18 protein-coding genes, 1 pseudogene and 2 riboswitches are annotated in these 20,564 nt (G+C 66.7%); of the genes and pseudogenes, 13 read left to right on the top strand and 6 right to left on the bottom strand.

Annotated features, from left to right (window positions below):
• The first annotated feature begins 12 nt into the window (after positions 1 to 12).
• The gene (gene eutC, locus WKW79_RS19360) at positions 13 to 798 is read left to right on the top strand and encodes an ethanolamine ammonia-lyase subunit EutC (protein WP_340336818.1); all 786 of its coding nucleotides are present in this window, start codon (positions 13 to 15) and stop codon (positions 796 to 798) included.
• A 56-nt stretch (positions 799 to 854) separates the two neighbouring features.
• Positions 855 to 1,433 (top strand): peroxidase-related enzyme, encoded by a 579-nt coding sequence (locus WKW79_RS19355; protein ID WP_340336817.1) that lies wholly within the window; start codon positions 855 to 857, stop codon positions 1,431 to 1,433.
• Here WKW79_RS19355 and WKW79_RS19350 read toward each other — a convergent pair whose 3' ends face one another.
• Complete coding sequence (locus WKW79_RS19350; RefSeq protein WP_422823930.1) at positions 1,434 to 3,077, bottom strand: phosphoethanolamine transferase; 1,644 nt, start codon at positions 3,075 to 3,077, stop codon at positions 1,434 to 1,436.
• 144 nt (positions 3,078 to 3,221) lie between these two features.
• Positions 3,222 to 3,758 (bottom strand): annotated as a pseudogene (locus tag WKW79_RS37060) (phosphatase PAP2 family protein); the annotation flags it as partial.
• Positions 3,759 to 3,976: 218 nt separating this feature from the next.
• On the opposite strand from WKW79_RS37060, the gene WKW79_RS19345 reads away from it, so the two are divergent.
• Positions 3,977 to 4,648, top strand: coding sequence for a response regulator (locus WKW79_RS19345; protein WP_340336815.1), 672 nt, complete (start codon positions 3,977 to 3,979; stop codon positions 4,646 to 4,648).
• Positions 4,645 to 5,982: an ATP-binding protein gene (locus WKW79_RS19340; RefSeq protein ID WP_340336814.1), complete on the top strand. Its 1,338-nt coding sequence runs from the start codon at positions 4,645 to 4,647 to the stop codon at positions 5,980 to 5,982. Before WKW79_RS19345 ends, WKW79_RS19340 begins: the two co-directional genes overlap by 4 nt.
• A 2-nt stretch (positions 5,983 to 5,984) precedes the next feature.
• Here WKW79_RS19340 and WKW79_RS19335 read toward each other — a convergent pair whose 3' ends face one another.
• Genes WKW79_RS19335 through WKW79_RS19325 form a run of 3 tightly spaced genes read right to left on the bottom strand, consistent with a single transcriptional unit; the run spans position 5,985 to position 8,085 of the window.
• Positions 5,985 to 6,407 (bottom strand): acyl-CoA thioesterase, encoded by a 423-nt coding sequence (locus WKW79_RS19335; protein ID WP_340336813.1) that lies wholly within the window; start codon positions 6,405 to 6,407, stop codon positions 5,985 to 5,987.
• Positions 6,404 to 7,282, bottom strand: a complete 879-nt coding sequence (locus tag WKW79_RS19330) for a DMT family transporter (protein WP_340337043.1) — start codon at positions 7,280 to 7,282, stop codon at positions 6,404 to 6,406. Before WKW79_RS19330 ends, WKW79_RS19335 begins: the two co-directional genes overlap by 4 nt.
• A gap of 20 nt (positions 7,283 to 7,302) precedes the next feature.
• Entirely contained in the window at positions 7,303 to 8,085 is a 783-nt protein-coding gene (locus WKW79_RS19325) for an SDR family oxidoreductase (protein WP_340336812.1), read from the bottom strand.
• A 134-nt stretch (positions 8,086 to 8,219) separates the two neighbouring features.
• Between WKW79_RS19325 and WKW79_RS19320 the strand changes: the two genes are divergently transcribed.
• From WKW79_RS19320 to WKW79_RS19280, 9 genes are all read left to right on the top strand, one after another.
• Positions 8,220 to 9,920 (top strand): electron transfer flavoprotein-ubiquinone oxidoreductase, encoded by a 1,701-nt coding sequence (locus tag WKW79_RS19320; RefSeq protein ID WP_340336811.1) that lies wholly within the window; start codon positions 8,220 to 8,222, stop codon positions 9,918 to 9,920.
• A gap of 140 nt (positions 9,921 to 10,060) precedes the next feature.
• Positions 10,061 to 11,071, top strand: a complete 1,011-nt coding sequence (gene denD / locus WKW79_RS19315; protein WP_340336810.1) for a D-erythronate dehydrogenase — start codon at positions 10,061 to 10,063, stop codon at positions 11,069 to 11,071.
• A gap of 50 nt (positions 11,072 to 11,121) precedes the next feature.
• Positions 11,122 to 12,093 carry a TRAP transporter substrate-binding protein gene (locus WKW79_RS19310; RefSeq protein ID WP_340336809.1) on the top strand — a complete coding sequence of 324 codons (972 nt, stop codon included), beginning with the start codon at positions 11,122 to 11,124 and terminating at the stop codon, positions 12,091 to 12,093.
• Positions 12,094 to 12,174: 81 nt separating this feature from the next.
• Positions 12,175 to 12,687: a TRAP transporter small permease gene (locus WKW79_RS19305; protein ID WP_340336808.1), complete on the top strand. Its 513-nt coding sequence runs from the start codon at positions 12,175 to 12,177 to the stop codon at positions 12,685 to 12,687.
• A gap of 10 nt (positions 12,688 to 12,697) precedes the next feature.
• Complete coding sequence (locus WKW79_RS19300) at positions 12,698 to 13,990, top strand: TRAP transporter large permease (protein ID WP_340336807.1); 1,293 nt, start codon at positions 12,698 to 12,700, stop codon at positions 13,988 to 13,990.
• A 24-nt stretch (positions 13,991 to 14,014) separates the two neighbouring features.
• Positions 14,015 to 14,100, top strand: a riboswitch (glycine riboswitch).
• 20 nt (positions 14,101 to 14,120) lie between these two features.
• A riboswitch (glycine riboswitch) is annotated at positions 14,121 to 14,221 on the top strand.
• A 45-nt stretch (positions 14,222 to 14,266) separates the two neighbouring features.
• Complete coding sequence (gene gcvT / locus WKW79_RS19295) at positions 14,267 to 15,442, top strand: glycine cleavage system aminomethyltransferase GcvT (RefSeq protein ID WP_340336806.1); 1,176 nt, start codon at positions 14,267 to 14,269, stop codon at positions 15,440 to 15,442.
• A 38-nt stretch (positions 15,443 to 15,480) separates the two neighbouring features.
• Positions 15,481 to 15,855: a glycine cleavage system protein GcvH gene (gene gcvH, locus WKW79_RS19290; protein WP_340336805.1), complete on the top strand. Its 375-nt coding sequence runs from the start codon at positions 15,481 to 15,483 to the stop codon at positions 15,853 to 15,855.
• A gap of 189 nt (positions 15,856 to 16,044) precedes the next feature.
• Positions 16,045 to 18,942, top strand: coding sequence for an aminomethyl-transferring glycine dehydrogenase (gene gcvP / locus WKW79_RS19285; protein ID WP_340336804.1), 2,898 nt, complete (start codon positions 16,045 to 16,047; stop codon positions 18,940 to 18,942).
• Between the two features lie 50 nt (positions 18,943 to 18,992).
• Positions 18,993 to 19,598, top strand: a complete 606-nt coding sequence (locus WKW79_RS19280; RefSeq protein ID WP_340336803.1) for an ORF6N domain-containing protein — start codon at positions 18,993 to 18,995, stop codon at positions 19,596 to 19,598.
• A 36-nt stretch (positions 19,599 to 19,634) separates the two neighbouring features.
• On the opposite strand, the gene WKW79_RS19275 is transcribed toward WKW79_RS19280, so the two are convergent.
• Positions 19,635 to 20,516, bottom strand: a complete 882-nt coding sequence (locus WKW79_RS19275; RefSeq protein WP_340336802.1) for a DUF3014 domain-containing protein — start codon at positions 20,514 to 20,516, stop codon at positions 19,635 to 19,637.
• Between the last annotated feature and the right edge of the window lie 48 nt (positions 20,517 to 20,564).

The raw sequence follows: 20,564 nt of genomic DNA, 5'->3' as shown, positions 1-20,564 counted from the left end.
GGAGCTTTTCCGATGACGGCCGTCACACTCAGCCCCTGGGCCGCATGGCGCGCCGCCACGCCCGCGCGCCTCGCGCTGGGCCGCGCCGGCAATGGCATGCCGACCGATGAAACCCTGCGCTTCGGCTGGGCGCATGCGATGGCGCGAGATGCCATTCACGCACCGCTCGATGTCGAGGCTTTGGAGCGCGATCTCGCCGCCGACGCCTGGACAACCACACGCGCCCGCAGCCAAGCCGGCGATCGTACAACCTACCTGCGCCGACCGGATCTCGGTCGCCGGCTCGATGCGGATGAAGCGAGCCACTTGCGTGCAACCCTGGGCGAGCGGCCGAGCAATGGCTGCGACGTCTGCCTCGTCGTCGGCGACGGGCTGTCTTCGCTCGCAGTCGCGCGCCATGCCGCACCACTGCTCGCAGCCTTGCGCCCGCACCTGCCATCGACGCTTCGCCTCTCGCCCGTGGTCATCGCCACGCAAGCCCGCGTCGCGCTCGCCGACGACCTCGGCGAACTGTTCGGCGCCCGCCTCTCCGTCATGCTGATCGGCGAGCGCCCCGGCCTCAGTTCGCCCGACAGCCTCGGCATCTACCTCACGCACGCGCCGCGCCACGGCCGCCACGATGCCGAGCGCAATTGCATCTCCAACGTGCGCCCCGAAGGCCTGGCCTATGCCAGCGCCGCCTTCAAGCTGTCATGGCTCATGCGCGAGGCGCTGAGCCGCGGGCTGAGCGGCGTTGGACTCAAGGACGAGAGCGATCACGCGACCCTGCGAGGCGACTCGAAACCGGCACTCCCCTGAAGCGCAGCGAGGGCGCGCGCCCTATCATGCCCACCCGACCACAAGACGAGACAAGCATGCCCGCCCGCTACCCCCTGGCCGAACTGGCCGACCTGCCCGAAGACATCCGCACCGCCATCCTCGCCGTGCAGGAAAAGGCGGGCTTCGTGCCCAACGTGTTTCTCGGCCTCGCGCGCCGCCCGGCCGAATGGCGCGCCTTCTTCGCGTACCACGACGCGCTCATGCTTAAGGAAGAAGGCTCGCTCACCAAGGGCGACCGCGAGATGATCGTCACCACCACCAGCGCCCGCAACCAGTGCCTCTATTGCGTGGTGGCGCATGGCGCATTGCTGCGCATCTACGAGAAGAAGCCGCTGGTCGCCGACCAGGTGGCGGTCAACTACCGCAAGGCCGACATCACGCCGCGCCAGCGCGCCATGCTCGACTTCGCCATGAAGGTCTGCGACCGCTCGCACGAGATCGAAGAAGCCGACTTCCCTCCCCTGCACGCGCACGGCTTCGACGACGAGGACATCTGGGACATCGCCGCCATCACGGCCTTCTTCGGCCTCAGCAATCGCCTGGCCAGCTTCAGCGGCATGCAACCCAACCCCGAGTTCTTCCTGATGGGCCGCCTGCCCCGGGAAAAGAAATAGTCAGGCCGCTGGCCCGCGGCACTTCCCGAACATGTCCAGCGCCGGCTTGAAAGTCGGCGTCTGCACATCCATCATGGCCAGCGTGGTGTGGTACAGGTTGTCGTGCGTGTAGGCCGAGTCGAGGTCGCCCTTCATGCAACTCGCCGACAGCCGCGCACGCTGGCGCAAGCCCTCGCTGAACCACGCCACCAGCGGCACATGCTTCTGCTCTTCCGGTGCGATGCTGTAGGGCAGCCCGTGCAGGAAAAGGCCGTACTCGCCCAGCGATTCGCCATGGTCGCTGACGTAGAACATGCCCGTGTCATAGGTCTTCGACTGCGTCTTCAGCCAGTCGATGGTGCGGCCGAGCACCCGGTCGGTGTAGCGGATCGAGTTGTCGTAGCCGTTGATCAACTGGTCATGGCCGCACTCGGCCAGCGCGTTGGTCTTGCATTCGGGCACGAAGGCCTTGGCATCGGGCGGCGAACGCTTGTAGTAGGCCGGGCCGTGGCTGCCCATCATGTGCATCACCAACACCACACCCTTGGCACGGCGTTCCTTCGACAGCCCGGCGAGCCGCGCGTCCAGGTCGAACAGCAGCGCGTCGTCCAGGCACTCGCCGGCTTCGCACAGGGCGGCCTTCACCGCGGGCGCCAGCCCATCGATCGCCGATGCATTCGGCACGCGATTGCACACATCCTTGCAACCGGCCTGGTTGTCGACCCACAACACGGCCAGCCCGGCGGCCTGCAGCACGTCCATCAGGTTCTCGTGATCGTCCTTGCTGCTTTCGAAGGCCTCCTTGCCAAGCGGCGAGAACATGCAGGGCACCGATGCCAGTGTGTTGGTGCCGCAGGAATGCACCTTGCGATAGCTCAGCACATCACGCCGCGCGAGTTCGGGGTTGGTGTCGCGCGCATAGCCGTTCAGCGAGAAGTGGTCGGCACGCGCCGTCTCGCCGACCACGATGACGTACAGCGGTGGCTTGCCCTGGTTCGCATAGCTGGGCCCGAGCACCGCGCCTGCCGTCATCGGCACCAGCTTTCGCGTGTGGACGAACATCGGCCGCGCCACCACGAAGGCAGCGGAGTAGACCGTCGCCAGCGGGTTCAGCATATAGCGCAGGTGGACGTTGTTGCGCATCAACGGCGCCAGTTGCCGATTCATGGTCATGATGCTGGTGCCCGTGACGCCTGCACAGGCCAGCAGCAGCACTCCGTTGCGCCACGCGTTGGTCCACAGGCCCAGGCGCACGATGCGCACGCGCCAGAGCCACCACACCGGCAGCACCGACACCAGCAGCACGTTCACCAGCATGCGCCAGCCCAGCAGGTCGCGCACTTCATTCACATCGGTCTGCATGGCATTGGCTGCCATCGACGGATCCATGACCATGCGGTAGGCCAGCATGTAGTGCTGCACCACCGCGGCCAGCACCACCAGCAAGATCCAGACGGGCTTGAACCAGCGCGACCAGGCTGTCAGCGACAGGAGCGCGACCGTGCCCGTCATCAGCAGCAAGGCCATCACGGCGATCGTGCGCAGGTACACGCCGGGCTCGCCGCCCAGGCGGACCAGTTCCCGCCACAGCGGCCAATTGGCCGCCAGCGCGAGGTACAGGCTGAGCCACAGGATGACGTAGCGCGGCGAGCGCGGTCGCGCCATCCAGGCGTCGATGCGTGCGAACAGGCTGCCGGAGTGGCCCGGCGAAGGCCGCGCGACCGATGCCGTGTCACGCTCCGTGTCGCCGGACACCGGCGCAGAAGGCGCACCGCGCCGGCGCCCCATGAGAAAGTCGATCGCGAAGGCGATGGTCCAGCAGATCCAGGCCGTCCACAGCGTGTGGCTCGTGTAATGGGCCCCGCGCATCTGCTGCGCCATGCCGAGTACGATGCCGATCACCACCACGGCCGCCAGCCAGCGCCATGCGATGACCGGTGCATGGCGACGGAACACGAACCACCCCCCCAGGTAGGCAAACGCGGCCGATGCGTGCCCGGCCGGAAAGCACTTGCCCGGCCCGCCGTCGCGCACGCCCCAGGCCCAGTGCGACACATGGGTCGCCATGCCGCCGAAGACCTGCATGTCCCACGGGCAACTGGTGCGGCTGCCGGTCTTGATCAACACCACCGCCACCACCCCGGCCAGCACGGAAATCGCCAACTGGACGCGACCCCGCCTGTCGATCCGGCGCAGTATCCAGAAAGGCCAGCGGATCGCGAGGAACAAGCCCACCACCACGGCCCAGCTTGCAAAGCGCGGCACCTCGTGCAGCCAGAGAATCAGCCGATGGTTGTCCCGCCATGGAAAACCGGTGGGCGTGCCGAACAGGCGTGCCGCGGCCATGTCCAGGCCGGAGGCGTCCCAGAGGAGGATGAGGACGAGCGTGAGGAGGGTGGCGGCGAGCGGGCCGCGGAGCGATGCGCGATTCATGCGAGAACCCGGCAGCATAGGCCGCCCACCTGAACAATTTCTGAAGCCGATTCACATCCCCTGCGGCATCGCCGGAAACGGCACGATCTGGGCCTAGACTTCACGCCTTTCCATCCCCAGAGGAGTGTCGCGTGCGTGTATTGCTGGTCGAAGACGACGTGGCCCTGTCCGAAGCAGTGTGCGGCTATCTGCATGCCAAGGCCTTCGTGGTGGACGCGGTGCAGAGCTTGGCCGACGCCCGTGCCGCATTGCTTTCCGCTCAGTATGCGGCCGTGCTTCTGGACCTGCACCTCGGTGATGGCGACGGCCTGTCGCTGCTGCCGGCGATCCGCATCCTGAAGGACCGCCCCATCGTGATCGTGCTGACCGCGCGGGACCAGGTCACCGACCGCATCCGCGGCCTGGACGCCGGCGCCGACGACTACCTCATCAAGCCCTACGACCCCGGCGAGCTGCTCGCCAGGCTGCGTGCTGCGGAGCGCCGCCGCAGCGTCGGCAACGCGCCGGTGCTGCAACTCGGCAACATCGAGATCGACCTGTCGCGCGATCTCGTGAGCAGGAAGGGCGTGCCGGTGATGCTGACCCAGAAGGAATGGGCCCTGCTCCGCGTGATGGCGACCCGGCCCGACCGCATCCACACGCGCGAGGTGCTGCAGGACGCGCTCTACGGTTATGACGACGGCACCGACAGCAACACGCTCGAGGTCTTCATCAGCCGCCTGCGCCGCAAGCTCGGCCGCGCGCACATCCAGACTTTGCGCGGCCTGGGCTACCGACTCGCCTTCTCAAACGCAGAGGAATGATCACCGCCCCGGACACGCTGGCCGGCAGGCTCACCCGCACGCTCACGCTATGGGTGGGCGCCGTGTGGATCCTGTGTGTCCTGGCGGTGGTCTGGTATGTGGACCGCGAGATCAACAAGAACTTCGACAATGAATTGGTCGAGGTATCCCACCGCATGTTCGATATCGCCGTGGAGGAACTGGACCGGCGCCAGCCCGAAGTGCGACCCGGTGCGCCCCTGATCGCGCCCACGCCCTTGTTCCCGGATGCCGCGGTGATCTACCAGCTTGTCGACCGCGATGACCGTGTGCTGTTGCGCTCGGCCGAGACGCCGCCCGATACCTTTGCCGTGCCCAACAAGCCCGGCTTCGCGAACCTCGAGGCCTGGCGCATCTACACCGTGCGGCATCCGACACGCGAGTTGTTCCTCCAGGTCGCCGATCCGGTGAGCGACCGCCGCAAGGCCCTGAACCACACGATGCTCGGACTGCTGATCCCGCTGGTCGCGGTGATGCCGCTGCTGGCTCTGCTGCTGCGCCGCATCGCACGCGGCGAGTTGCAGGTGCTGCGCGAACTGGCCGACGAGATCGCCCGGCGCAGCGGCGCCGACCTCCGCCCGATCACCCTGCCCGGCCTCCCGCGCGAACTGAAAGTGGTGGGCGACGATGTCAACCGCCTGTTGGAGCGGCTCTCGCAAGCACTCGACGTGGAGCGCGCGCTCGCGGCCAATGCGGCGCACGAGCTTCGCACGCCGCTGGCGGCAGCCCGCCTGCGACTGCAGACCGCACTCGACCACGACCTGCGCCGCAGCGACGTGCAGGCCGCGCTGAATGCGCTGCACACGCTGGCCCATCGCGCCGAGAAGCTGCTGCAGCTTTCGCGCGCCGAGTCGGGCGCTTCGCTCGCGCGCGGCCGGGTCGACCTGGTGCGGCTCGCCGCCACCGTGGCCCAGGAGTTCTGGCAGGAAGACAGGGCACGCGATCGACTCGACCTGGAAGTGCCGGAGACGGACGCTGCGCCCATCGTCATGGGCGATTTCGACGCACTGGCGATCGCCCTGCGCAACCTCATCGAGAACGGCCTGAACTACGCGGGCGAGAGCCGCGTGCTGGTCGAGGTGACCGCCGACTGCCATCTCATCGTGCGCGACGCCGGCCCCGGCGTGAGCGAAGCCGAACTGGGCAACCTCAAGCAGCGCCACCAGCGCTACACCGCCGAGCGCACCGGCTACGGACTCGGCATGTCGATCGTCGCAACCATCATCGCGAAGCACGGCGCCCGGCTCGAATTGCGCTCGCCGCCCGCAGGCCTCGTCACCGGCTTCGAGGCCCGCATCGTGCTGCCGCCGGCGTAGCGTCAGCTGCTCACGATGTCGCGCAACCAGTCCGGCATATCTACCGCCTTCTGCCTCGCGTAGTCCACCCAGATCGTGGTCGCGCCGCCGGCTGCGAAGATGACATCCGGCGCCTCGGTGCGCGCCATCGTCGCCCAGGTCTCGAAGGTCGTGCGGCCCGGGTCGCTCACGTACAGGCGCATCAGCACGTTGCCGGGGTATTCGAGCTGCCGGTAGAAGTTGCAGAAGGCATTGGCGATGACCATGCCTTCGCCGTTCGCCTCGGCCGGCGCATGTAGCGTATGGACCCAGTCGATGCGCACCGTCTCGAGGTAGCGGAAATAGCTGGCGTTGTTGAGATGCTTCATCGCATCCATGTCGCCCCAGCGGATGGGGATCGTCATTTCGTAGACGAACTTCTTTTTCTCTGGAATGAGGTACTTCATCGGTGTGCCTTGATGGATGCGAGGATGCCGAGGACGAACAATGCCGCCGCAGCCCATTCGGCCACATGCGGCCAGCGGCCATCCCAGGCAAAGGAATAGAGCAACGCGAACAGCGTCTCGCTCACGATCAACTGGCCGCACAGACTGGCCGACAGGCGCTGGCTGGCGACGTTCCACAGCACCGTGGCCAGCCACGAGGAGCCCGCACCGCCGGCGATCGCGATGATCCAGAACATCGGCAGGTTCGGCTGCGCGCTGAACGCCGTCACGCCGGAGCCGGCCACCCACCAGAGGAGCAGCGAACCCAACCCGGTGGCGATGCCGAGCCAGTTGGCCCAATCGGCCGCGGCCACGTCCGGGTGCCGTCCCAGCCACCCGGCGTTGAGCAACCCGAAGGCCGTCCAGCTCGCCATGGCCAGCAGCGCGAGCAACAGCCCCATGCCGAATGACGGCCCGCCCGCGCCCGACTCCGGCCATGACGCGGCGACCATCAGCCCGATGCCGGCTGCGGTCAACGCCAAGCCGGGCAACAAAGTCGACAGTCGCAGGCCGGGTGGTCGGCCCAGCAGCATCATCCAGACCGGAATGGTGCCGATCACGAGGCTCGGCACCGCCGTGCCGGCCAACTGGATACCGAAGGCCAGCAGCACGTAGTAGCCCGTGAAGCCCAGCACGCTCAAGGCCAACGCCGCCCAACCCTGCCGCATCGTGGGCCATCGCCGCGCTGCCGGACGCGAAAACACCATCAGCGCCGAGACAACGCCAAACACGACAAAGCGCGCCGCGGCGATGTCCACCATGCTGAAATTGCCGACCATGCGCGGCGCCACGAACACCAGGCCCCACAGCGCGCCAGCGGCCAATCCGGCGAGGATGCCGACGAACGCAGGCGATTTCAGAGCGCGAACCCGTCGTCGGCGGCAATGACAGCGCCATTCACGAAGTGGCTCTGCGCACTCGACAGCAACACCACCAGCCCATCCAGGTCCTCCGGCTTGCCCACGCGCTTGCGCGGCAGCATGCCGACCAGCTTCTGGCCGCCGTCGGTGCCCCAATGGTGCTGGTTGATCTCTGTCTCGATATAGCCGGGGCACAGCGCATTCACGTTGATGCCGAAGCGCCCCCATTCCAGCGCCATGGCCCGCGTCATCTGCACCACCGCCGCCTTGCTCATGCAGTACACACCGATCTGCGGCAACACCTTCAGCCCGGCCATCGATGCGATGTTGATGATGCGGCCACCCGTGTACGTCCCCGGCGCCGCACCGCGGGCCCGCTGGATCATGCGGCGCGCCACCTCCTGCGCCACGAAGAAGGAGCCCTTGGCATTGGTGTCGAAGATGAAGTCGTAGTCCTCCTCGTCCACGTCGACGAGGCGCTGCGTGTTGCTCACGCCCGAGTTGTTGACGAGGATGTCGATGGAGCCCACCTCCGTCTCCGCACGCGCCACGGCCGCCTTGATGCTCTGCCGGTCGGTCACGTCGAGTTCGACTACATGCGCGTCGCCACCCTCGCCTTCGATGCGGGCGCGCAGTTCCTTGAGCTTGTCGACGCGGCGGCTGGCCAGTACCACCGCGGCACCGGCGCGCGAGAGCGTCCTGGCAAACTGCGCGCCGAGTCCGCTCGACGCGCCCGTGACGAAGGCCACGCGGCCTGCGAGATCGATGCTGTATGTCATGGCGGGGTCCCTCATGCGTCTCGCGGGCGACACCACTGGGGTATCACCGAATGACAGGGGACGAGACCATGTGCCGCATAAAATGCCGCGCATCCCCCGCTCCCCTGCAACCAAAAATCATTATCGGCCAGCCCATGACCCACGACGAAATCCTCGCCCAGTTCGGCCCCCGCGAAGCCATGGAGTACGACGTCGTCGTAGTCGGTGGCGGCCCCGCGGGCCTGTCCACCGCGATCCGCCTGAAGCAGCTGGCCGCCAAGAACAACACGGAAATCTCCGTCGTGGTCCTCGAGAAGGGCTCCGAGCCCGGCGCTCACATCCTGTCGGGCGCCATCATGGACCCGCGCGCCCTCAATGAACTGCTGCCCGACTGGGCCGAACTCGGCGCCCCGCTGAACCAGCCCGTCACCGACGACGCGATGGTGTTCCTCAGCGAGAAGACCGGCTACCGCACGCCCAACTTCTTCCTGCCGGAATGCTTCAACAACCACGGCAACTACATCATCAGCCTGGGCAACTTCACCAAGTGGCTGGGCCAGCAGGCCGAGAACCTCGGCGTCGAGATCTTCCCCGGCTTTCCCGCGGCCGAAGTGCTCTACAACGATGACGGCTCGGTGCGCGGTGTCGCCACCGGCAACATGGGCGTCGGCAAGGACGGCGAGCCCACCGACAACTTCCAGCTCGGCATGGAGTTGCACGGCAAGTACACGATCTTCGCGGAAGGCGCACGCGGCCACCTGGGCCGCCAGCTCATCGCCAAGTACAAGCTCGATGCCGGCAAGGACCCGCAGGCCTACGGTCTCGGCGTCAAGGAAGTCTGGGAAATCGACCCCAAGCGGCACCAGCCCGGCTTCGTGCTGCACACGGCCGGCTGGCCCATGAAGAGCGACACCTATGGCGGCGCCTTCCTCTATCACATGGAAGACAACAAGGTCACGCTGGGCTTCATCACCGGCCTCGACTACAGCAACCCGTACCTCAGCCCCTTCGAGGAAATGCAGCGCTGGAAGACGCACCCGAACATCCGCTGGTACCTCGAGGGCGATGAAGAACATGGCATCAAGCCGGCCAAGCGCATCGGCTATGGCGCCCGCGCGATCACGGCCGGCGGCCTGATGTCGCTGCCCAAGACGGTGTTCCCGGGTGGCGCGCTGGTCGGCTGCGACGCTGGCTACCTCAACGTGAGCCGCATCAAGGGCAGCCACGCAGCCATCAAGACCGGCATGCTGGCCGCCGAAGCCGCCTACGCCGCCCTGCAAGCGGGCCGCCAGCACGACGAGCTCACGGCCTATCCGGCCGCCTTCGAAAAGAGCTGGCTCTACAAGGAGCTGTACAAGGCACGCAACTTCAAGAGCTGGTTCAAGAAGGGGCTGGCCGTCGCGACGTTCATGAACGGCATCGAGCAGTTCCTGCTCAAGGGCCACGTGCCATGGACCCTGCACCGCGACAAGCCGGACCACCTGGCGCTCAAGCCGGCGTCAGAGTGCGAGCCCATCGTCTACCCCAAGCCGGATGGCAAGCTCACCTTCGACCGCCTCTCCAGCGTGTTCATCAGCAACACCAACCATGAAGAGCACCAGCCGGCCCACCTGACGCTGAAAGACGCGTCGGTGCCCGTCAACATCAACCTGGCGAAGTTTGCGGGCCCCGAGTCGCGCTACTGCCCGGCCGGCGTGTACGAGTTCGTCCCCGACGGCGACGCCGGCAAGCAGCGCCTGCAGATCAATGCCCAGAACTGCGTGCACTGCAAGACCTGCGACATCAAGGACCCGACCCAGAACATCGTCTGGGTTACGCCGGAAGGCGGTGGCGGACCGAACTACGTAGGGATGTAATTCCCCCTGTCCCCTGCCAGAACGCGCCCAAGGGCGCGTTTTTTGTTTACATTTTGTAGCGGTATGTTTCCTGCTTCGAATGAAGGAGGCGATATGTCATGACATCGTTCTAAGCTGGCAGGCAGATTGGAGAACATCGGATGCAAATCGTGATCACCGGCGGTGCCGGGTTCCTCGGGGCGCGACTGGCGCGCAAGCTGCTGGCGCGGGGCGGCCTTGGCGTCGGCGGCGGCAAGGAGCACCGGATCGGCATGATCACCCTGGTCGACCGGGTGCAGCCGCCCGACGACCTGGCGGACCATCCCAAGGTGAACGTGATCGTCGGCGACCTGTGCGAACTGCTCGCCCCCGACAGTCCCCAGCGCGCCCTGCCGCCGGAGACGGCCGTGGTCTTCCACCTGGCCGCCGCCGTGAGCGGTGAGTCGGAGGCCGACTTCGAACTCGGCATGCGCAGCAACTTCCTCGCGACCTATGCCCTGCTGGAAGCTTGCCGCGCGCAGCACACCCGGCCGCTGGTCGTCTACGCGAGCTCCCTGGCCGTGTACGGCGCGCCGCTGCCCTACGTGATCGAGGACGACACGCTGCCCACGCCGCAGACCAGCTACGGGACGCAGAAGTACGTCGGCGAACAACTGATGGCCGACTACGGGCGCAAGGGCTACATCCACGCGCGCAGCGTGCGCCTCATGACCGTGGCCGTGCGCCCGGGCGAGCCCAATGGCGCCGCGTCGGGCTTCCTCAGCGGCATGTTCCGCGAGCCGCTGGCCGGCCTGCCCTCGCGTTGCCCGGTGCCGCCGGAGACGATGGTGGCGCTGTCGTCGCCCGCACGCACCATCGAGGGGCTGATCTGTGCCGCGACCGCGCCGCATGCCAAATGGGGGCCGCGCACCGCCGTCAACCTCCCTTCCCTGTGCGTCAGCGTGGACGAGATGGTGCAGGCGCTGTACCGCATCGGCGGCTCCGCCGCCACCGACCTGCTCGACATGCAGCCGGACCGCACCATCACCGAGATCATCACCGGCTGGCCCGGCCGCTTCGAATGGGTGCGCGCGCGCGACCTGGGCCTGTTCGCCGACGAGAGCATCGATACCATCCTGCGCGACTACGTCCGTGAAAATCCCGACGCGGTAACGCTACCACTTGCGGCATAGTTGACGGTTTTTTGCACACTGTGTGCAAAGCCTTTCCCAACGGAGACTTCATGAAACTCGGCCACATCGCCGCCGCATGCCTTTCGCTCGCCCTCAGCGCGGGTGCGTTCGCACAAACGACCACGCTCAAGATCGGTTACGCCACGTCCAAGGAATCGCATTACGGCGTGGGCTCGACGGTGTTCTGCGACGAGATCGAGAAGGGCACGCAAGGCCGCTACAAGTGCCAGCACTTCGCCAACTCGGCACTGGGCGGTGAACGCGAGCAGATCGAGGCGATACAGCTCGGCACGCAGGACCTGCTGAACACGTCCACCGGCCCGGTCGGCAACTTCGTGCCCGAGGTCAAGATCGTCGACATCCCCTTCCTGTTCCGCGACTACGACCATGCGCGCAAGGTGATGGACGGCCCGATCGGCCAGGACATCCTGACCAAGTTCCCGAGCAAGGGCATCATCGCGCTGGCCTGGACCGAGAACGGCTTCCGCCACATGACGAACAGCAAGCGCGACATCGTCAAGCCCACCGACGCTGCCGGCTTGAAGATGCGCACGATGGAGAACAAGGTGCACATGGACGGCTACCGCACCTTCGGCATCCTGCCGACGCCGATGGCCTTCCCCGAACTGTTCGGCGCGCTGCAGCAAGGCACGGTCGACGGCCAGGAGAACCCGATCCCCGTCATCTTGTCGGCCAAGTTCTCGCAGGTGCAGAAGCATCTCTCGCTGACCGGCCACGTCTACTCGCCGGCGCTGCTGCTGCTGTCGCCGAAGGTCTGGAACAAGCTGTCCGATGCCGACAAGAAGGTGTTCGTCGACGCCGCGCAGAAGGCTTCCGTGGCCCAGCGCAAGAAGGTCAACGACGACGAGAACAACGGCATCGCCCAGCTCGAGAAGGACGGTATGAAGGTCACCAAGACCGTCGACGGCGCCGCCTTCCGCGAGGCGCTGAAGCCCGCCTATGTCGGCTACGCCAAGGAGTTCGGCGCCGACAACATCAAGAAGATCTCGGACGTCAAGTAAGCCTCCGCGGCGCGCCCTGACACCGCCCGGCCCGCGAGGTGCCGGGCGGTTCGCTTTTCAAAGACCAACGAGATTCCACACGTGCAAGCTTTCGAGCGCCATTTCCTCGCGGCCAACCGCTGGGCCCTGATCCTTCTCCTGGCCGCGATGTCGGTCATCATCTTCACCAACGTGGCGCTGCGCTACCTCACCAACCAGTCGCTGGAATGGGCCGAGGAGGTCTCGCGCCACATGATGATCTGGCTCACCTTCCTGGGGGCCGGGCCGGTGCTGCGCTACGGCGGCCACATCGCAGTGGAGAACCTGCAGGACGCGCTGCCGCGCGCCGGCGCGATCGCGGTGCGCATGGTCGTCGCGGCGCTGCTGTTCGCCTTCTTCGGCTTCATGGTCTGGTACGGCTGGCTCTACATGCAGCGCACCATGTTCCAGCTCACCGCCGTCACGCAGATTCCGTTCGCCTACATCTACAGCGCGATGCTGATCGGCGGCGTACTGTTGATCGTGCACTTCCTGTTCGTGGTGAAGCCGTATGTGCTGCGCCGGGAGTTCGCTTCCGACGAGCACTTCGACGCCAACGCCAGCGCGTCGCTGTAAGGAGAACGACATGGATGCCAGCATCGTTCTCATCGTTTCCGCCTGCATTTTTCTCGCGATCGGCGTGCCCGTGGCCTTCGCGCTCGGCCTGGCCACCGCGGCCACGCTGATCCTCGCCGAGAGCTATCCGCTGCTCGTGCTCTTGAAGGAAACCTTCACCGGCATCGACAGCTTTCCGCTGATGGCGGTGCCCTTCTTCATCCTGGCCGCCGAGCTCATGAGCGGCGGCTCGCTGACCGAGGTGCTGCTGCGCTTCGCCGGGCAGTTCGTCGGCCATCGGCGCGGCGGGCTGGGCTACACCAACGTGGTGTCGCTGACCTTCTTCTCCGGCATCTCCGGCTCTGCGCTGGCCGATGCAGCGGGGCCCGGGTCGATGCTGATCAAGATGATGGACAAGGCCGGCTACGACCGCTCGTACGCGGCGGCGCTGACCGCGTCGACCGCCATCGTGGGGCCGATCATCCCGCCGTCGATCATCATGATCATCTATGCGCTGCAGGACGAGTCGGTCTCGGTCGGCACGCTGTTCGTGGCTGGCATCCTGCCGGGCATCCTGATCGCGGTGGCGATGTGCATCGTCAACTTCTACGTCTCGAAGAAGCGCAACTACAAGGGCGACGGCGAGACGCCCCCGCTGCGCGAGATCCTGCTGACCACCTGGAAGGCGCTGCCGGCGATCCTGCTGCCGGTGGTGATCCTCGGCGGCATGCGCGCCGGCTGGTTCACGCCGACCGAGGCGTCCGTGGTGGCCGTGTTCTACGCGCTGGTGTGCGGCAAGTTCGTCTATCGCACGCTGGAATGGAAGGCACTGCCGAACATCCTCGAACGCTCGGCGCTGCTGTCGGCCTCGGTGCTGATCATCATCGGCCTGTCGGCCTCGTTCGCGTGGATCTTGACGATCGAGGGCATTCCGCAGCAGATGGCCGAGTGGCTGGTGAGCATGAACCTCTCGCCGTGGATGTTCCTGATCATCGTCAACGTGTTCCTGCTGCTGTTCGGCATCTTCATCGAGCCGCTGCCGGGGGTGATGGTGCTGGCGCCGATCCTGGCGCCGGTGGCGATGAAGCTGGGCGTGGACCCGGTGCACTTCGCGATGATCGTGATCTACAACCTGACGCTCGGGATGATCACGCCGCCAGTGGGCGGGTTGCTGTTCGTGACCTGCAATGTCTCCAAGGTGCCGATGTCGCAACTGGTGCGCGAACTGGTGCCCTTCCTGTGGGCGCATGGCGCGGTGCTGGTGCTGCTGACTTTCGTGCCCGCGCTGAGCACCTGGATGCCGCACGCGCTCGGCTTCAAATAGGCCGCGAACCGTTACACTCGCGGGGTCAGGAGAGCGCCCCGCCAGCCGGGGCCGCCGAAGGCGCAGGGCCCCCAAAGATGGGGTCCGAACGCTCAGGCAAAAGGACTGACAAGGCGCCCGGTCACGCGGGCGTTTCCTTGCTGGAGAGAGGTCGCGGAAACGCGGCCCACCGAAGGAGCAAACCCCGATCGTGGGGCGAATCTCTCAGGTAAAGCGGACAGCAGGGGTGGCCCATGGCTTGCGTCATGGAATTCGACTGCCCCACTGGAAAGCCCCATGGCCTCCTCTTCCGACACCGCTTCCGACGCCCCGCTGCTCAAGACCCCGCTGCACGACCTGCACGTCGAACTGGGCGGCCGCATGGTCCCCTTCGCCGGCTACTCGATGCCGGTGCAATACCCGAGCGGCCTGATGGCCGAGCACAAGCACACGCGCGAAGCTGCCGGGCTGTTCGACATCTCGCACATGGGTCAGCTGCGCCTGGTCGGCCCGGATGCGGCCGCCGCCTTCGAGACGCTGATGCCGGTCGACGTGATCGGCCTGGCGCCCGGCAAGCAGCGCTACGGCCTGCTGCTGGACGACAACGGCGGCATCCTCGACGACCTGATGTTCTTCAACGAGGGCAACGACTCGATCTTCGTGATCGTGAACGGGGCCTGCAAGGCGGCCGACATCGGGCACATCACGGCGAGGATCGGCGGGCGCTGCGCGGTCCAGCCGCTGCCCGACCACGCGCTGCTCGCGCTGCAGGGCCCGCAGGCCGCCGCCACGCTGGCGCGCCTGTCGCCCGGTGTCGAACGCTACGTCTTCATGACCGGCGGAGCGGTGCAGATCGGCACGATCCCGGCTTTCGTCACCCGCAGCGGCTACACCGGCGAAGACGGCTTCGAGATCTCTGTCGCCGCGAGCGACGCCGACGCCCTCGCCCGCCTCCTGCTGGCGCAACCCGAGGTCAAGCCCATCGGCCTGGGCGCGCGCAATTCACTGCGCCTGGAAGCCGGCCTCTGCCTCTACGGCAACGACATCGACACGACGACCACGCCGGTCGAGGCCGCGCTCAACTGGGCGATGCAGAAGGTGCGCCGCACCGGTGGCGCGCGCGCCGGCGGCTTCCCTGGCGCCGACAAGATCCTGGCGCAGCTCGCCGTGGCCACCGACCTGGCCGGCCATGTCGACCAGAAGACGCTCACGCGCAAGCGCGTCGGCCTGGTCGCGCTGGAGCGCGTGCCCGTTCGCGACGGCAGCGAACTGCAATCCTTCGAGGGCCATCCCATCGGCAAGGTGACCAGCGGCCTGCTCGGCCCCACGGCCGACCGCCCGATCGCGATGGCCTACATCGCCACGGCCTTTTCCGAGCCGGGCACCCGCATCCAGGCCATCGTGCGCGGCAAGCCCGTGCCGATGGAAGTGACCACCATGCCTTTCGTGCCGACACGCTACTACCGCGGCTGACCCGCCTCGATCCAACAGATTTTTTTCCAGGAGCTTCCATGACCGTCAAGTACACCAAGGACCACGAGTGGGTCCAATCCACAGGCGCCGACACCGTCACCGTCGGCATCACCGTCCATGCGCAGGACGCGCTGGGCGACGTGGTGTTCGTCGACCTGCCCCAGGTCGGCAACGACTATGCGCAAGGGGAAGTGGCCGGCGTGGTGGAGTCCGTCAAGGCCGCGGCCGACGTGTACATGCCCGTCTCGGGCGAGGTCGTCGAAGTCAACGAGGCACTGCGCGCTGACCCCTCCCTCGCCAACACCGACCCGCTGGCCGCCGGCTGGTTCTTCAAGGTCAAGCTCAGCGATCCGGCGCAACTGGATGCGCTGATGGATTCGACCGCCTACGACAAGTTTTCGGCCGAGGCTTGATCCAAAGCCGCTGAATGCGGACCGCCGAACGCAGAAGTCGCTGAGCTCCCGCAAAGGTCGCAGAAGAAGACAAAGAATTTCCTTCGAAGTCCATTTGCGACTTCTGCGAAACCCTTGCGACTTCTGCGTTCGGTTCGCCGATCCCGTTTCCGCACCCGCATTCCCCCGCCCCCTGACAAGAACACCCCCATGCCCAACGCCCTGCCCTCCCTGCGCCAACTCGAGAACGCCGAAGAGTTCGTCGCGCGTCACATCGGCATCGAGCCCGCCGACGAGGCGCACATGCTGCCCGTCATCGGCCATGCCACGCGTGCGGAACTGATCGACGGCATCGTGCCGCCGGCCATCCGCCGTTCGGCGCCAATGGACCTGCCGCCCGCCATCACCGAGGCCGCCGCGCTGGCCGAACTCAAGGCCATCGCCAGCAAGAACAAGGTGGCGCGCAACTTCATCGGGCAGGGCTACTACGGCACCCACACGCCGGGCGTGATCCTGCGCAACATCCTCGAGAATCCGGCCTGGTACACCGCCTACACGCCCTACCAGGCGGAGATCTCGCAGGGTCGCATGGAGGCGCTGCTGAACTTCCAGACCATGGTCTGCGACCTGACCGGCATGGCCATTGCCAATGCCTCGATGCTCGACGAAGCCACCGCCGCCGCCGAGGCCATGACGCTGGCCCGGCGCAGCGTCAAGAGCAAGAGCAACGTGTTCCTCGTGGCCGGCGACTGCCATCCGCAGACCATCGAGGTCATCAAGACCCGCGCCACGCCGCTGGGCATCGAGATCAAAGTCAGCACCGCGACCGAAACCCTGCCGCATCTCATGGCGAGCGGAGACTTCTTCGGCGTGCTGGCGCAGTACCCCGGCACCACCGGCCAGGTGCATGACCTGCGCCCGCTGGCCGGCCATGCGCATGCCAACGGCGCCGCGCTGTGCGTCGCTGCCGACCTGCTGGCGCTGACCCTGCTCGCGCCCCCTGGCGAATGGGATGCCGACATCGTCTGCGGCACCACCCAGCGCTTCGGCATGCCGCTGTGTAATGGCGGCCCGCACGCGGCCTACCTGGCCTGCCGCGACGAGTTCAAGCGCTCGCTGCCGGGCCGTCTTGTCGGCGTCAGCGTCGACGTCCATGGCGCCCCCGCCTATCGCCTTGCGCTGCAGACGCGCGAGCAGCACATCCGCCGCGAGAAGGCCACGTCCAACATCTGCACCGCGCAGGTGTTGCCGGCGGTGATCGCCAGCATGTACGCCGTCTACCACGGTCCACAAGGCCTGCTGCGCATCGCGCAGCGGGTGGCCGCGCTGACGGCCATCCTCGCCGAGGGCCTGGAGGAAATGGGTCGCGAACTGGCCAACACCACCGCCTTCGATTCGCTGACCATCCAGACCGGCGACGACACCCAGGCCATCCTCGACCGCGCCCAGGCTGCCAACATCAACCTGCGCTGCCGTATGCAAGGCCACCTCGGCCTTTCGCTCGACGAGACCAGCACCTATGCCGACGTGGAAGACCTGTGGGCCCTGTTCGCGCCCAAGGACGCCCACTTGCCTCACTTCGAACTGCTGGCCGAAGGCGTGACGCCGCGCATCCCCGACGAACTGCGCCGCAGCAGCGACTTCCTCACGCACCCGGTGTTCAACACGCACAAGAGCGAAACCGGCATGCTGCGCTACATCCGCAGCCTCAGCGACAAGGACCTCGCGCTCGACCGCAGCATGATCCCGCTGGGCAGTTGCACGATGAAGCTCAACGCGACCAGCGAGATGATCCCGATCACCTGGCCCGAGTTCGCGAACATCCATCCCTTCGCGCCCGCCGACCAGCGCGAGGGCTATGCCGAACTCGATCAACAGTTGCGCGACTGGCTTTGCGAAGCCACGGGCTATGCCGGCATCAGCCTGCAACCCAACGCCGGCTCGCAGGGCGAGTACGCCGGGCTGCTGGCCATCAAGGCCTTCCACGCCTCCCGCGGCGAGGCGCATCGCAACATCTGCCTGATCCCGTCGTCCGCACACGGCACCAATCCGGCCAGCGCGCAGATGGTCGGCATGCAGGTCGTCGTGACGGCTTGCGACTCACAGGGCAACGTCGACCTCGACGACCTCAAGCGCGCCTGCGAGAAGCACAGCAGCCACCTGGCCTGCGTGATGATCACCTACCCCAGCACGCACGGCGTGTTCGAGACCGGCGTGAAGGCGCTGTGCGAACTCGTGCATTCGCACGGCGGGCGCGTGTACGTTGATGGCGCCAACATGAACGCGCTGGTCGGCGTGGCCGCACCGGGCGAGTTCGGCGGCGACGTGAGCCACCTGAACCTGCACAAGACCTTCTGCATCCCGCACGGCGGCGGCGGCCCGGGCGTCGGCCCGGTGTGCGTGGTGGAAGACCTCGTGCCCTTCCTGCCGGGCCATGCCACGGCGGGCATCGCGACGCAAGGCCCTGGCGCGGTGTCCGCTGCGCCCCTGGGCAACGCGGCCGTGCTGCCGATCAGCTGGATGTACTGCCGCATGATGGGCGCCGACGGCCTCCAGGCCGCCACCGAGGTCGCCATCCTCAGCGCCAACTACATCAGCTCGCGCCTGAAGGACCACTACCCCACGCTGTACGCCAGCCCCAACGGCCACGTCGCGCACGAGTGCATCCTGGACCTGCGCCCGATCAAGGACACCAGCGGCGTCACCGCCGAGGACGTGGCCAAGCGCCTCATCGACTACGGCTTCCATGCGCCCACGCTGAGCTTCCCGGTGCCTGGCACGCTGATGGTCGAGCCGACCGAGAGCGAGCCGCTGGCCGAACTCGACCGCTTCGTCGACGCGATGATCGCCATCCGCGGCGAGATCCGCCGCATCGAGGAAGGTGTCTGGCCCAAGGAGGACAACCCGCTCAAGCACGCGCCGCACACGGCCGCGAGCCTGGTGGCGTCGGACTGGTCGCACCCCTACTCGCGGGAACTCGGCGCCTTCCCGCTGGCTGCGCTCAAGCAGAACAAGTACTGGTCGCCGGTCGGGCGCGTCGACAACGTGTACGGCGACCGCAACCTGTTCTGCAGTTGCGTGCCGGTGGGCGAGTACGAGGAGGCGTAGAGGCCTCGCTGGAGCCGCGCGCGGCAGGCACGGCTTCAAGAGGGGGAGACATGACAACTACAAGCAGCAATGTGCTATTGCCCCGCATCGAGGGGCGAATCCAGCTCCTGCGCGGCATCAAGGTGATGATCGATGCGGATCTGGCGGATCTCTACGGCGTGCCGACGAAAGCGTTGAACCAGGCGGTGAAGCGAAATCCCACTCGCTTTCCTTCCGACTTCATGTTCCAACTCACGGCGGCGGAGAAAGCGGAGGTGGTCTCAAACTGTGACCACCTCGCCAAGCTCAAATTCTCCAGGACGCTGCCCTACGCCTTCACCGAACACGGCGCCATCCAGGCCGCCAACGTGCTGGCCTCGCCGCAGGCCGTGGAGATGGGCATCCATGTCGTGCGCGCCTTCGTCCAGTTGCGCCAGGCCAGTGCCTTGCACGCCGACCTCGCCAAACGGCTGTCCGGCCTTGAAGAGAAAGTGGAACTGCTCGAGATGCGGCACGACAACTTCAGCCAGAACACACGCACTCAACTTCGACAGATCTTTGAAGTTCTGCGCGAACTGACGATGCCGCCCGACCCGCCGAAGCGCCCTATCGGCTTCATCGCACCCGAGGAGAAGAAGCCACCGAAGGCCAGGTCGCCCCGCAAGCCGCCGACGTAAAGCCCGCGTGCCCCAAGCCGCAGCGCACAGTCCCCGTCAACTCTTGGGCACCGCGCCTGCCGCAACCCCCTTGCGGAACTCCGCCAGCTTCGCCTTCAGCCGCTTCTCGTTGGCCGCGCCCATGCGGACCATCATCTTCTGCCCCGCCGACAGCGACTCGTATTGCGGGTCCGCAAACTCGTAGCGCGTCCAGGGCTGCGCGGACGGGTATTCGCCCTTCACCTCCGTCAGCTTCACCTGCGGTGGCACGTCGGGCTCCGGCGCCTGGAGCAGGTGGTCGAGCACCGCAACCAGCCGGTCGTTGAAATAGCCCTTGGGATAGCCCAGTTCCTCATACGCCTGCTGGAAACGCGGATAGAGCTTCACGTACATCGCCACGGCCTTCGACGTGTCGACCTTCTCGGCAAAGGCCACGAAGGGCGTATAGCGCTTCGCGTTGTCCGCCGAGATGCGCTGCGACGCGCCTTCGCCCGCCACGCTGAAGCGCTGCGGCGTCGGTTGCACCGGCCACATGCGCGTCGTGGCCTGCTCGCGCGTGAGGTTGTCGACCGTGGCGACCACCCGCCGCGTGAAGCCGTCGACCTGCAGGAAGGAGGACACCGCCTGCTGGCCGAGCAAGGTCGTCAGCAACTGGGCCATCTGCGCGTCAGGGTCGGTCGGGACGGCCTCGGGGGGCTGCGGCTCGATGGGGAACAGCGGGCCGGTCGCCACCGGCGCGGGGGGTGGCGCCGGCTCATCCTCCACCGGCGGCGTCACCGCGGGCGTCACCGCCACCGGCGCGGGTTGCTGCCGTTGCGTGCTGTACCACCACCAGCCACCGGCGCCGATCGCGCCCGCGATCAGCACGCCGACGATGATGCGGGAGGCCGACGATTCACGCTGGACTGGCCTGAAATCTGCTCTGTCCCATTCGGGCATGGACTTCGCTCCTTGCTGGACCTTGAATACATCGCTCATTGGAAACCC

The sequence above is a fragment of the Variovorax robiniae genome (assembly GCF_037889955.1).
Lineage (GTDB): Bacteria > Pseudomonadota > Gammaproteobacteria > Burkholderiales > Burkholderiaceae_C > Variovorax > Variovorax robiniae.
The sequence above is the reverse complement of the archived record's forward strand: the minus strand, read 5'-3'. Positions and strand labels throughout refer to the sequence as shown.